Raw genomic sequence first — 13,649 nt, 5'->3', positions numbered from 1 at the left:
GGTCAATTTGCGATGAGTCGGTATTACAATCAAACAATTTAGGTTGTTTAATTTAGTTTAAAAATTAGCAAGAGTACCGCAGGAAAAGCGAATAGGAAGTCACTTTTCCTTTTTTAGGGTTGTTTTGCTTTTATAATATTATTTTTTGTTAATTTTTATTTACTTTAGATTCATCAACAAATAACCAAATAACTTATAAACCGAATGAGCCAAGACAATTTAATGAACAGGCTAGGGATTCCTAGCAATTTGAAATGGGGATACCTGGGTATACTCATTTTTATGATGGGGGATGGGGTAGAGCAGGGCTGGTTAAGTCCATACCTCATTGAGCATGGCATGAGTATTCAACAATCGGCTACCCTATTTACTGTATATGGGATTACCATTGCTATTTCTTCCTGGTTTTCCGGTGTCCTAGCGGAAAGCTATGGTCCGCGAAAAGCGATGGCCATGGGCTTACTGCTGTATATTATTGGCACCATAGGCTTTGTGGGGATGGGTATGGCCAAACTAGACTATACGTCTATGTTGTTTTTCTATGCCATCCGCGGATTTGGCTATCCCTTATTTGCCTATTCGTTTATGGTTTGGATTACCTACCGTGCTCCGCAACATATATTAGGACGGGCAGTAGGCTGGTTTTGGTTTGTCTTTACGGGCGGATTGAACGTGCTGGGCGCTTATTACTCCAGCTGGGCATTGGATAAAATTGGGTATGAAAACACCTTATGGAGTTCCATTCTATGGGTATTGGTGGGAGCTTTCTTTGCGCTGCTACTCAATCGCGATAAGTTTGAAACCAAGGCCTCTCATGGTTCCAAGAAGCAAGAATTGCTGAATGGATTAACCATTGTTAAAAAAGAACCGAAAGTATTAATGGGCGGTATTGTCCGCGTTATCAATACGACGGCACAGTTTGCATTTCCGGTATTTCTACCGCTTTATATGGCCGAGCATGGCTTCGATACCAAAGCCTGGTTACAGATCTGGGGGACTATTTTCACCAGTAATATCATCTTCAACCTGATCTTCGGCTTTGTTGGCGACCGCTTGGGTTGGCAAAATACCATCATGTGGTTTGGCGGCGTAGGCTGTGCCATTACCACCGTATTATTCTACTATTCGCCTATTTGGTTTGGCGGTAGTTATTGGGCAGTTATGGCGGCAGGTATTGCCTGGGGCGCCTTATTAGCCGGTTATGTACCGTTGTCGGCCTTGGTTCCATCTTTGGTAAAAGAGGATAAGGGCGCGGCTATGGCCATCTTAAACCTGGGTGCTGGTTTGCCGGTATTTGTAGGCCCGGCATTGGTGGGTTTATTAATCAGTACCATTGGCAGTGCCGGGGTAATCTGGGTGCTGGCCGGACTGTATCTGATCAGTGCGGTATTAACCAAATTTATTACGATTCCTGCAACAGCGAAATCACACAATTAACAAGATATAATTAGCATAAAAATTAGTTTAAAATTTATGAAAGTATTACTTACAGCGCCTTACGAGAACGATAAAGCTTTGAAAGAGTTGGAAGGCCTTTTTGATGAAATTGTTTACCGTTCGTGGAAACCCCATGGGCGTGCATATAATCCATCGGAGTTAGATGCTTTGATCAAGGAGACCGGGGCGGAGGCCTTAATTTCCGAGCATGATGAAATTACAGGCGAGGTATTGCGCGCCAATCCAGACTTACAGTTTGTAGGCATTTGCCGCGGTACCCCATCAAATATTGATTTAGCAGTGGCTACGGAATTAGGCATTCCGGTATTCAATACCCCGGCCAGAAATGCACAGGCGGTAGCAGAAATGTTTATTGCTAATGTGATCACCTTAATGCGCAACACTGTACCTGCCATCAATTGGTTGGAAGGTAAAAACTGGGGCGAAGGAGCACATACCTCTTACTTAGAATTCAAAGGAAATGAATTGGCAGGTAAGAAAGTAGGGATGGTTGGTTTTGGCGCTGTTGGGCAGCATATTGCCCGCATGTTGGTCAACTTCCCTTGCGAGATTTATTACTTCGATCCTTACTATACCGATGAAAACAGCGATTTTAAAAAGGTAGAATTAGACGAGTTATTCTCCGTTTGTGATGTTGTTGGAATTCACCTTCCGGTGACCAATGAAACCAAAGGCATGATCGATATGCGCTATTTATCCTTAATGAAGCAAGATGCGATTTTCGTGAATACAGCCAGAGCAACGGTAGTAAATCGTGAAGATCTATTGGATATCATTGAGAACGGTAAGATCAGAGGTGCTGTACTGGATGTATTCTACAATGAACCACCTGATGAAATCGATTATAAAATGATCTTGAACAAGAATGTTGTTGCCACGCCACATATCGCAGGTGCTACACATGAGGTAGAAGATCACCACGCTTTCATTATGAATAATAACCTGCGTGAGTTTTTCCATAATGGAAATAAATCCATTAAACAATTGGTGAACAAAGCAGTTTTAGATAAGACAACTATCGGATAATTATGGCACAAAAAGCAGCCTACCTCATCGTCGATATCGGTACAGGCAACGCCCGTGTTGGCGTAGCGACCACTTCCGGAGAAATCCTAAGCATTAAACGGGAGAATGTACATTACGAGACGGATACAAACTACGAAGAGTCTATTTTCTTCAATCCCAATGAACTTTGGGATCAGATATTGCGCCTGGCGACGGCGGCCTTAAAGGAAGCCGGTGATGTGCAGATCAATGCCATTACAGCGACCAGTCAACGGGAAGGTATTGTCGTGATTGATGCGGCAGGTAATTCCTTATTAGGGATGCCAAATATCGACCACCGCGGACGTAAATGGGAAAAGGATCTCTTGGATAAGGATACAGTTTACGAGCTTTCGGGACGCTATCCCACTTCCTTATTCTCTGCGTTTAAATTAGTAGGTGTACGTGAGGTTTATCCTGAACTGTATGCACAGATTGCCTGTGTGATGAGTATCTCGGATTGGATTCAATATAAATTCTCCGGAGTAACCTGTTACGAGCATTCGCAGGCCTCTGAAACCTTGTTATACGATGTCGCGAATAAGCAATGGAGCCAAACCCTATTGGATCTTTTCCAACTGCCGGCGGCTATTCTTCCGGAATTAAAGGATGCAACCAGCATATTAGGGAACATCTTACCAGCGCTTGCTGCGCAATTAGGCATTAATCCAGCGGCTGCTGTTGTGGTGGGAGGCGGAGATACCCAATTGGCTATTCGCAGTATGGAACCATCGGCGAATGACGTTGTTATCGTTTCGGGTACCACCACACCTATCATTAAGATCGTCGATAGCTATGAAAAGGACGAGGATCAACGCACCTGGACCAGCCGGCATATCGATGCTTCTAATTTTATTCTGGAAGCCAATGCAGGGGTTACTGGCTTAAATTACCAACGTTTGAAGGAAATCTTCTATCCGAACGAAGGTTATGATGTTATTGAAAAAGAACTGGAAGATGCTAGCTATTCGCAATGTGTCGCCTCTTTAGGATCTTTGATTGCCGATGAAGAAGAGCCTTTAACCAAAGGTGGTTTCATCTTCAATGCGCCGGTATCTCATCAGCTTACGCGAGGTAGTTTTGTATTTGCCATTCTCTGGGATATTGCATGCAGTATCTATGAAAATTATAAATTCTTATGTGCTGTTTCGCCGCACCAGGAGTCCTATATCTGGGCTTGTGGGGGAGGTGTGGAGAGCCGTAAATTACGTCAGTTTATCGCCAATCTCTTCGGCAAGAGCATCAAAATTCGCGACACCTTCCGCCAAGCCTCCGTGCTGGGTGGGGTATTTGTCTGCAACGATGCCTTACAGGTTCCTAACGTGAGCCCGGAGTTATTGGAAGAAGTTCACCCACAGGATCATGAAGAGTTTGAAAAACTCTATCAAGAGTGGAAAAACGCACGTAGAACCTTTAAACAAGTCGAAGCATAAATGGATACATATTTTTTTGGAGTTGATGTAGGGACGCAGGGAGCACGTATTGTATTGGTCAACCAACGTGGGGAGCTGATTGCCTCAGATGCCCGTAAATTTGATCTTGACGACCGCTTTCGGGAGGAACAATCTCCAGAACTATGGTGGAAAGATTGCCAGGAAATGATGGGTAATCTCATTCAAAACCTGCCATCCTATATCGATAAACAAGCAATTCAAGCCTTATCCGTGACCTCCACGTCCGGAACGGTAATCCCTCTCAATGCAGACATGCAGCCTATTCATGATGCAATTATGTATAGCGATCCGCGATCTGCAGAGCAGGGCAAGCGTTGTAAAACCGTAGCCAGTACCTATGTGCAACATGGTTATACCGGTTTCAATGCTTCTTCGGGCATCTCTAAGATGCTGTGGTTCGTTGAAACCTATCCGGAGAAAGTTGCAGATTTGCACCTGTGGGTGCATGCATCTGATTTCATCGTAGGTAAGTTTTCTGGCAACTATGGCGTTACGGATTATACCAATGTGCTGAAGTCAGCTTATGATTTAGAAAAACTAACCTGGCCAGCCTTCGTGACCAACGAACTGGGCATGCAGGCATCCTGGTTGCAGCAAGTAGTACCCTCGGGTACCGTTGTTGGTGCATTAAACCAAGAGCTGGCTACTGCCTGGGGCATCCCGCGCATTGCCGTGGTGGTAGGTATGACCGATGGTTGTGCTACCCAAATGGCTTCCGGCGCTGTAAAACCCGGAACCTGGAACACCACCATTGGCACCACCTTAGTGATTAAGGGAGTCACCAAATCCAATGTAGTCGATCCCTTAGGCCGCTTATATAGCCATCGCCATCCGGAAGGTTATTGGATGCCGGGCGGCGCCTCGAATACAGGTGCCGATTGGATTTCCTTAGACTTTGCGGAGAATCTGCAAGCCCTCAATGAGGCGGCAGCGCAATTAATTCCCACGGGAAAACTAGCTTGGCCTTTAAAGCAAGAAGGCGAGCGCTATCCGATTATGGCAGCACAAGCCAAAGGGTTCTACCCGGAGGATGCCAGTCGGGAAGAGCTCTTTACAGCAGGATTAGAAGGGGTAGCCTTTATCGAACGCTTGGCCTATGAAATCATAGAAGAGCTTTCCGGCGAAAAGGTAGAGGCGGTATATGCTGCTGGTGGCGGAAGTAATTCCGATGTCTGGTTGCAAATCCGCGCTTCGGTATTGAATGTGCCGATGTACAAATGTAAGGAAGCATCCGGCGCCTTTGGCGCAGCGATTATGGCAGCCTCCAATACTTATTATGGCTCGCTGATTGAGGCGGCCTCGGCCATGACACAAATCGAAAAGGAAGTGCTTCCAGACAATAGTTTGGTGGAAGCTTACGAAGTACAATACCAAGCATTTAAACAAAAATTGAGCGACTTAAACTATATTTAAATGATTACGATCTGTTTATTACGCCATGGTGAAACGGCATTTAATGCCGATGGAAACCGTTACTGTGGTCGTACTGATATTCCCCTAACTGAAAAAGGAATCCAACAGGCAAACCGCATGAACACATTGCTACAGGACTTCCAATTCGATCAGGTATTTTCTTCCCCGCTGCAACGCGCGAAAAATACAGCAGCTATCGCCTCTGGTGATGCTGCACGCGTACAAACCGACGAGCGCTTAATTGAAGTTGATTTTGGAAACTGGGAAGGACAGCGTTCGGAAGACTTTATTGCTGCCGATCCTGAATCGTGGGACAATTGGCTATCCGATCCGGAAAGCCATGCTGCCGGTCGCACGGGCGAAACTGCTAAGCAAGTGACCGAGCGCCTGAATAGCTTTTACCAGGAATTATTGGATCGATACGATGGACAGACCATTTTAGTGGTTGGCCATAATGGTGTCAACCGATTATTTATGTCGCAGCAATTGGGCATGCCGTTGAAAAATTACCGTAAGTTGGTGCAAGAGAATTCCGCCCTCACCTTGATTACATTAGATAAACATAAAGGTTTTAATTTGTTAAAGCTAAATGCCTAATTTTACCATTCAAATTATCCTATGAAAAAGATCTTATTTGTCGGAGCGATGCTCTTCTTAACTTATCCACTTGCTGCTCAAAAACTGCATAGCCTCAACTTTAAAACCGTGGAGGAGATGTATGCTTATTTTCAGTATGCACCGGAAAAGAAAATTATCAGCGGACACCGCGGAACCATCGAGCAGCATTTGCCTGAAAATTCCATCCCGGCGATGAAGGAAGTCTTAAAACATAGTCCGGCTATTTTTGAAATCGACCCCCGTTTAAGCAAAGACAGCATCCCGGTGATGGTGCATGACGCGACCTTGGAAAGAACAACCACGGGAAAAGGGAAAGTGATTGACTATACCTGGAAGGAATTGAAAAAATTACGCTTAAAGGATAAGCAAGGGCAGGAGACCAACTATCGCATCAATACCCTGGACGAGATGATTAAATGGGCGAAAGGCAAAACCATTCTTAACCTAGATAAAAAGGATTTACCGATGGAGATGACGGCGGCCATTATCCGTAAGCATAATGCCTATGCTTGGGTATGGGTGACGGTGCATAACGTGGAACAAGCCCGTTTTTACCTCGCGCAAAATCCGCAGCAATACCTCTCTATGCATATTAAAACGCAAGAAGATTTAACCAAGTTTATGGAGTCTGGCTTGCCTTATAACCGCATGATTGTGTATATCGGCCCGGAGATCAAAGCGGCTAACCAAGCCATGTACAAATTCTTCCATGAAAAGGGGGTGATGTGTATGATTTCCAGCGCGCCTACCTACGATAAACTTCTTACAAAAGAAGCACGGGCAGAAAAGTTTAGGGCAGTTTTTGCAGATGGTGCTTCCATATTAGAATCCGACTTGCCTATTGAAGTGAGTCAAGCGATTCAATAAGAAATAAAATGAATGTTTAGATTAAAAATGCCGTATAATACGGCATTTTTTATTTGTAAGCGGTATCGTTTAATTGCAGCAATAATGGTTATATTCGTGTGAAATTTTTAACCAATGAAATTAATCGCTTCCATGCTCTGGGGTATGCTCTGCCTACTCCTCCTTCTTCCTGTTTCTGCGCAAGAAAAAATAAGTAAAGGCCCTACACCCAACTGGCTCCGTCCCTTAACCGGAAAACCTGTAACGCCAAATCTGGATGATATATCCGATGGTTATTATTTTGAGCTCATCGAGTATCAAGTGAACTTAGGCACACAAACCGAATACAATAAAACCATTAAACATATTTTTGATCAAGCCGGAGTTGAAGGCGCCGGGCAGGTATCGGTTCTTTTCGACCCTTCCTATCAGCAGTTGGTTTTTCACCAGGTTAATATCCTTCGCGATGGTAAGGTGATCGATAAATTAAAGATGTCGAATCTGAAAGTTCTGGCCGTTGAAACAGAACTTTCCCGCTATATCTACAATGGTTCAAAATCAGCATATTTGGTTATCGACGACCTTAGGAATGGCGATAAGCTGGAAGTCTCTTACTCCCTGCAAGGCTTTAATCCCGTCTTCGGCGGTGGATTTGCCGATTCCTTTTCCTTGCAAGGCTCGGAACCGATTGGGTTAATCCATGTGAACTACCAGGTGCCTTCCAATCGGAAGCTGAAGTTTATGTCGCATAACCATGCTCCTCTGGTCAAGGCCGAGAAGATAGATAATTATAAGAATTATTATTGGGAAATGGCAAGTACCACAACGGTCGACTATGAAATGTCGGAACCTGCTTGGTACATCGCTGCACAATGGGTGGAATGTTCTGAATTTAAAAATTGGACCATGGTTGCTCATTGGGCGCATGCGGTCAACCCGATCGATGATATTGCCCCCGGATCCCCCTTAGCCGCGCTGGTTGAAAAGCTATGGGAGCAAGCCGAACACGTGCCGACGCGCTACCTTGATCTGGCGACTAATTTTGTGCAGAATGATATCCGCTATATGGGAATAGAAACCGGCGAGTATTCCCATCGGGCCAATAAGCCCGAGAAAGTACTGGCGCAACGGTATGGCGATTGTAAAGATAAATCGGTATTACTGGCAACTATGTTGGCTAACAAAGGTATTCCAGTGTGTTTAGTCTTGGTCAATAGCAATGGCAGTATCATCAATGAACAGCGCTTAGCCAGTCCTTTTACCTTTAACCATATGATTGTTTCTGTAGAAACACCGGATGGCACTATGGATATTGACCCCACCCTCAGTAATCAAGGGGGGCAGGGGATGGCACGGTACACGCCCTATTACGGCGATATCCTGCGTATTAAGCCGAATGCCTACTTAACCCGTTCAGAACGTCCGCAAAACTGCCGCACCGAGATCTTAGAAACCTTGCAGTTAGAAGCGAATGATGAAGCTACCTTAACCGTAAAGACCAGCTATTGGGGTGGTGATGCAGATGTGATTCGGAATTCCATTAAACAAACAGCGAAGAACCAAATTAAAAAAAACTATTTCGATTATTATAAACGAGTTTATGGGGAAGTAACCTCCAATGGCAATTTACGCTATGAAGATGACCTCAAGAACAACAAGTTTGTGGTCTATGAAAGCTATAAAATCAGAAAATTAAGCCAGTTGGATGAAAATACCGGCAAGCGCTTCATTCCTTTCGTAGCTAACGGTATTTCCGAGTACTTGCCCAACGTATCCGCAACGCAGGTTTCACCCGTTTATTTGAGGTATCCCATTGATCTAACTTATGAGCTAGTACTGATTAACCCGAACAAGAAAAACGCGAAAAATATCTATGAAACGATGTTTGTTGATCGTCCGGATTATCGATTTGGATGGGTGATGCGCAATAGTAAGGATTCCTTGAGAATCACCTATAAATTTGGAACCCACAATAGTTTCATCCCTTCAGAAAACATCCCACAGTTTCGGGATGATTTTGCAAAGCGCGATGATTTCCTTAGTATGGCCATTTTTGTAGACAAAGATGGCAACTTGGCGATGGGAAAAAATCCTTTTCAACTGCAATGGATAGCGGTTATCGCTGTATTGATGACCCTTGCCTTGGCATTCTTTGTCCTTAAAAAGTTCTATCATTGGCGCAGTCCTTCCGCTATTATTACCCCCGGCGAAGAGCCTGTTCATAAGGATTTAGGTGGTCTTTTATTTGTACTGCCTGTTGTCCTTATATGGCTCATCGTTGCCTTCGGCGCCAATTTTGTAAGCTTTTCCTCCTATTTATTAGCAGATACTTGGCATGCAATATCTTATCTACAAGGAAGCACCAGAAATACCTATTATTTGTTGCTTGGTTTCGAGCTGCTATGCTCTACCCTGATATGGGCTGGCCTGATATACTCCTTTGTGTTGTTATTACAGAAAAGAGACCTCTTCCCGCAAACGTTGTTAACTGTTATTGTATTCGCTTTTGTCTTTGTGGTAATTGATTATATATTAACACTTTATGTGCAGGAAGGCAGTGATCTCCAACGCTTTTTTGTGCAACGTATGATTGTGCTATTGGTTGTTTATGGCGGAATATGTTATTACTTGTATACTTCGAAACGCGTGAAGGGCACTTTTGTTGTTCCTTTTCGGTATAGGTATCAAGCGGAAGTAATGGAGGAAATTGTGGAGGAGGAAGGACAGTAGGGGGGGAGATTAACTTTCAAGTTCGTGCTGACATCTTTCTGTCATCGTTTTGGCCCGCGCTGTCATCGTGAGCGGAGTCGAACGATTGGTACGTCAGTGCAATCAATAATATCTAACGCACTAATTAATAACGTTTTGTGAAAGCATGTCATTGATGTTATAAGATGCTATTGGAGAGTTAGTTACAAGTGGTTTGTACTGACGTACCAGTCGTTCGACTCCGCTCACGATGACAATACTTGCCGCAACGATAAACAAAGCGTGCCGCAACGATAAACAAAGCGTGCCGTAGTTTGCTAGCAAAGTTTAACAAGTCATGCCACTTCATGTCATCACCTTCCTATAAATTTTGCAAACATTTTACTCCCTCACGATGACAGCACGATAACAAAACGATGACAGCACGATAACAAAACGATGACAGCACGATAACAAAACGACGACAGCACGCGCCAAAGCGTAAAACAAAGTCCCACGCTATTTGACCTACAAATTACTCTGCTTCTTGATTTTCGTTCTTGTCGTTGCAGGTTTTGCCAGCTGTTTTGCTTCATACTGGCGTTCCAGATACTTAATAATTTCTGCGGCGATATCTTTTCCGGTTGCTTGCTCGATGCCTTCTAGTCCAGGAGAAGAGTTTACTTCCAGGATCAATGGTCCTCTGGATGAAGGGAGCATATCTACGCCGGCTACGGTTAGTCCCATGGCGCGGGCAGCAGCAATAGCGGTTTCTTTTTCTTTACGGGTAAGCTTAATAACTTCGGCGGTTCCGCCACGGTGAAGGTTCGAGCGGAATTCGCCCTCTTTGGCGGTTCTTTTCATGGCGCCAACAACTTTGCCATCTACTACAAAAGCACGAATATCAGTTCCTTTGGCTTCTTTAATATACTCTTGAATCAAGATGTTATTGCCGAGGCCATAGAACGCTTCGATTACCGAGGAGGCTGCTTTTTTGGTTTCTGCCAATACCACACCGATCCCTTGTGTTCCTTCCAGCAATTTAATCACGAGCGGGGCACCACCCACCATGTTTATCAAGTCGTCTACGTCGGATGTTGTCCGTGCAAAACCGGTAATAGGGAGGCCTAAGCCTGCACCTGACAGGATTTGCATGCAACGCAGTTTGTCGCGCGAACGGGTGATGGCCTGACTCGGGTTGGCCGAGATAACGCCCATCACTTCAAATTGGCGTACGATGGCCGAGCCATAGAACGTCACTGAAGAGCCGATGCGCGGAATAACGGCATCAATTTCACCTATATCCTGACCCTTATAATGTATGGAAGGTTTCCCTTGTTGAATGCCTACATAGCATTTGCTATGGTCCATCACGGAACATTCATGTCCACGAGCAATGGCGGCCTCCACCAATCTTTTTGTAGAATAAATCGATCTATTCGTCGATAATACGGCTATTTTCACGTTGTTTTCTTGTTTAACAGATAAACGGGCAATTATGTTTTATATGATGTTGGATGCTAAATTTTTCTTGGAAACATCCACTAAAAACTTCCTGGTAATAAAGTTGCGCCCTAATAACATTGGGTAGGACATGGCCGTACGGTCGCGGAAGGAAAGCTTAATATCGAACAGCTCGTTGTACATGCGTACCTTGGTAAGGAAGATATACCGAATTTCAGACTGTCCGAAGGAGCTTTTAATGGTCCTTTCCCGATGTACGGGAAAGGTTAATTTTAATACTTTATCACTGTCCATATTCGGACGGATGTGACCTATAACATAGAGGTGTCCTTTTTTATTTACCACCTCCATCTGTTCGCAGTGCAAAACAGAAGTTTCTGCGCCGGTATCAATTTTTGCTTCGATATCGTATAGTCCCAGCTCCGGAAGGTCTACGACTTCTGTTCTGCCTATAATTCTTTTGCCGTCCACCTCAAATTTATTCGTAAATAAATTCTCCGAAAGGAGAGCGAATGGTCACTTTCTTACGATCTGCAGCTTCCACGCGTCCGATGATTTGCGCTGGAATACCGAAGGATTCCGAAATCTGGATGATGTCGGCAGCAATGGCTTCAGGAACGTATAATTCCATGCGATGGCCCATGTTGAACACCTTGTACATTTCCTGCCAATCGGTATTCGATTCTTTTTGAATCAACTCAAAAAGCGGCGGAACAGGGAATAAGTTATCCTTAATCACATGCACATCATCTACGAAGTGCAATACTTTCGTTTGTGCCCCACCTGAACAATGTACCATACCGTCAATCTGCTTGCGGTATTTGTCTAATATTTGTTTAATAACAGGCGCATAAGTGCGTGTTGCCGATAATACCAATTTACCTGCCGTTACTTCTTCACCTGTTTCTACTTTAATTTTATCGGTTAGGGCTTTTCCACCAGCGAATACCAAGTCGTAAGGAACTGCAGGGTCAAAGCTTTCCGGGTATTTCTCCGCGATATATTTGCTGAACACATCATGGCGCGCCGATGTTAAGCCATTGGAACCCATACCACCGTTGTATTCTTTTTCATAGCTTGCTTGGCCGTTTGAGGCAAGGCCTACAATCACGTTTCCAGCTTGAATACGGTGGTTTGAAATCACATCCTCGCGTTTCATCCGACAGGTTACCGTACTGTCTACAATGATGGTGCGCACTAAGTCGCCCACATCTGCGGTTTCTCCACCTGTGGAATAGATGCCGATGCCTAATTCGCGTAATTCCTTCAGGATGTCTTCTGTTCCGTTGATAATTTCAGCGATAACTTCGCCCGGGATTACGTTTTTATTACGTCCAATGGTGGACGATAATAAGATGTTGTCGATTGCACCAACGCAAAGTAAATCATCTAAATTCATGATAATGGCATCCTGCGCAATACCGCGCCATACCGAAGCATCGCCGGTTTCTTTCCAGTAAACATATGCTAGGGAGGATTTCGTTCCGGCCCCATCGGCATGCATAATGTTGCACCAGTTTTCATCCGCGCCTAAAATATCCGGGATGATTTTACAGAAAGCTTTCGGGAATAAGCCTTTATCAATGTTTTTAATGGCGTTGTGTACATCCTCTTTTCCAGCGGATACACCTCGTTGGTTGTATTTTAAATCTGACATCTTGCTTGCAAAAATAAGCAAACCGCTCGATTATAGCGAAAGTTTTTCACCTCCAAATCAACAGCTGTCTAAATTGAGGGTTTCATCTTATAATCCTTTTAATTTTAAGGCTTTATCTTTTTGCGTTAGCATAACCTGCGCGCGGTCGGCCATTTCTTTCTGCCAGTCGGGATCGGCCTGCTCAGGCAGCCCTTTGATAAATTTTCCATCAACATAATAAAATCGGAAGTCTTCCCCCTTTTTCGTTTTTGAATAATCAAATTCCGGCATATACATATGTGCATTGTAATGGTATAGTTCTTCATGAACAAAAGATACCTGCTGATCTTTAAAGAAATAATGAACCTTGGTATAGCCACCCTCGCCATAGTAGTTAATATCCATTTTCTCCAGGATATTATTCATAAAGTAAAAATAGACAATGCCACCTTCGGTAGATTCCCCCGGGAAATCCACCGAGTCTACTTTCCCCCAGCTTGGAATCGCCTGAATGCGGTTGTAATTATCGCGGATAGATTGCATGGTATCCAGCGGCGCTGGATTGAGAACGACGGAATCTGCCGAAAGGGTATCAGTACTGCTATCTGCGCTGTTATCCTGCTGTTGCTGCTGATTGTTTTGACATCCTGCCAATAGTAAAATCCCCATAAGAAGGGAGAATATATACTTCATACTGCTGTTTTTATTTTAAATCAATATAGAAACAACAGGCCGAGCCGGAAAATGTTTGCTGAAGAAATGGCAGTGGAGAAGAGCTTAGGTGAGTTGGTTTTAGCCTTTTGCTCAAGCGTATCCTAGCCCTTTGCAAAGGGGATTGATACGGGTGAGAAAGGGGTGAGAAAGGGGAGAGGAAGGGGTGTGTGTTAGACAGGAGATATGAGTGTCTTATACTGAAATAGGTTTACAAAAAGCGAACTGATTACTAAATTAGGTTTACGCCTTATTTTTTATACTAAATAGGGTTGTCTTTGTTTTTGTTTTTGGATTTCATTGTTTTTTTCTGATGG

The 13,649-nt window shown here is 44.1% G+C and carries 11 protein-coding genes; 7 read left to right on the top strand and 4 right to left on the bottom strand.

What is annotated here, in order from left to right:
• Nucleotides 1–204 precede the first annotated feature (204 nt).
• The 7 genes from GQF63_RS12405 (at nucleotide 205) to GQF63_RS12375 (ending at nucleotide 9,563) form a co-directional block, all read left to right on the top strand.
• Entirely contained in the window at nucleotides 205–1,437 is a 1,233-nt protein-coding gene (locus tag GQF63_RS12405) for an MFS transporter (protein WP_212592565.1), read from the top strand.
• Between the two features lie 36 nt (nucleotides 1,438–1,473).
• On the top strand, nucleotides 1,474–2,484 hold the full coding sequence (locus tag GQF63_RS12400) for an NAD(P)-dependent oxidoreductase (protein ID WP_160369555.1): 1,011 nt from the start codon (nucleotides 1,474–1,476) through the stop codon (nucleotides 2,482–2,484).
• A gap of 2 nt (nucleotides 2,485–2,486) precedes the next feature.
• Nucleotides 2,487–3,935, top strand: coding sequence for an FGGY-family carbohydrate kinase (locus GQF63_RS12395; RefSeq protein WP_160369554.1), 1,449 nt, complete (start codon nucleotides 2,487–2,489; stop codon nucleotides 3,933–3,935).
• Nucleotides 3,936–5,369, top strand: a complete 1,434-nt coding sequence (locus GQF63_RS12390) for an FGGY-family carbohydrate kinase (RefSeq protein WP_160369553.1) — start codon at nucleotides 3,936–3,938, stop codon at nucleotides 5,367–5,369.
• Nucleotides 5,370–5,966, top strand: coding sequence for a histidine phosphatase family protein (locus GQF63_RS12385; protein ID WP_160369552.1), 597 nt, complete (start codon nucleotides 5,370–5,372; stop codon nucleotides 5,964–5,966). It abuts the gene before it with no gap.
• A 21-nt stretch (nucleotides 5,967–5,987) separates the two neighbouring features.
• Complete coding sequence (locus tag GQF63_RS12380) at nucleotides 5,988–6,854, top strand: glycerophosphodiester phosphodiesterase family protein (RefSeq protein WP_160369551.1); 867 nt, start codon at nucleotides 5,988–5,990, stop codon at nucleotides 6,852–6,854.
• A 114-nt stretch (nucleotides 6,855–6,968) separates the two neighbouring features.
• Entirely contained in the window at nucleotides 6,969–9,563 is a 2,595-nt protein-coding gene (locus GQF63_RS12375; protein ID WP_160369550.1) for a DUF3857 domain-containing protein, read from the top strand.
• Nucleotides 9,564–10,049: 486 nt separating this feature from the next.
• On the opposite strand, the gene rimK is transcribed toward GQF63_RS12375, so the two are convergent.
• The 4 genes from rimK to GQF63_RS12355 form a co-directional block, all read right to left on the bottom strand.
• On the bottom strand, nucleotides 10,050–10,985 hold the full coding sequence (gene rimK, locus GQF63_RS12370) for a 30S ribosomal protein S6--L-glutamate ligase (RefSeq protein WP_160369549.1): 936 nt from the start codon (nucleotides 10,983–10,985) through the stop codon (nucleotides 10,050–10,052).
• A gap of 39 nt (nucleotides 10,986–11,024) precedes the next feature.
• Nucleotides 11,025–11,456 (bottom strand): putative ATP-dependent zinc protease, encoded by a 432-nt coding sequence (locus GQF63_RS12365; protein ID WP_160369548.1) that lies wholly within the window; start codon nucleotides 11,454–11,456, stop codon nucleotides 11,025–11,027.
• Between the two features lie 7 nt (nucleotides 11,457–11,463).
• Nucleotides 11,464–12,642: an AIR synthase related protein gene (locus GQF63_RS12360; protein ID WP_160369547.1), complete on the bottom strand. Its 1,179-nt coding sequence runs from the start codon at nucleotides 12,640–12,642 to the stop codon at nucleotides 11,464–11,466.
• An 87-nt stretch (nucleotides 12,643–12,729) separates the two neighbouring features.
• Entirely contained in the window at nucleotides 12,730–13,314 is a 585-nt protein-coding gene (locus GQF63_RS12355; protein WP_160369546.1) for a hypothetical protein, read from the bottom strand.
• Nucleotides 13,315–13,649: the final 335 nt, after the last annotated feature.

The sequence above is a fragment of the Sphingobacterium humi genome, from assembly GCF_009768885.1.
Taxonomy (GTDB): domain Bacteria; phylum Bacteroidota; class Bacteroidia; order Sphingobacteriales; family Sphingobacteriaceae; genus Sphingobacterium; species Sphingobacterium humi.
Note: the sequence above shows the minus strand (reverse complement) of the source record. Positions and strands in the feature narration are given on the sequence as shown.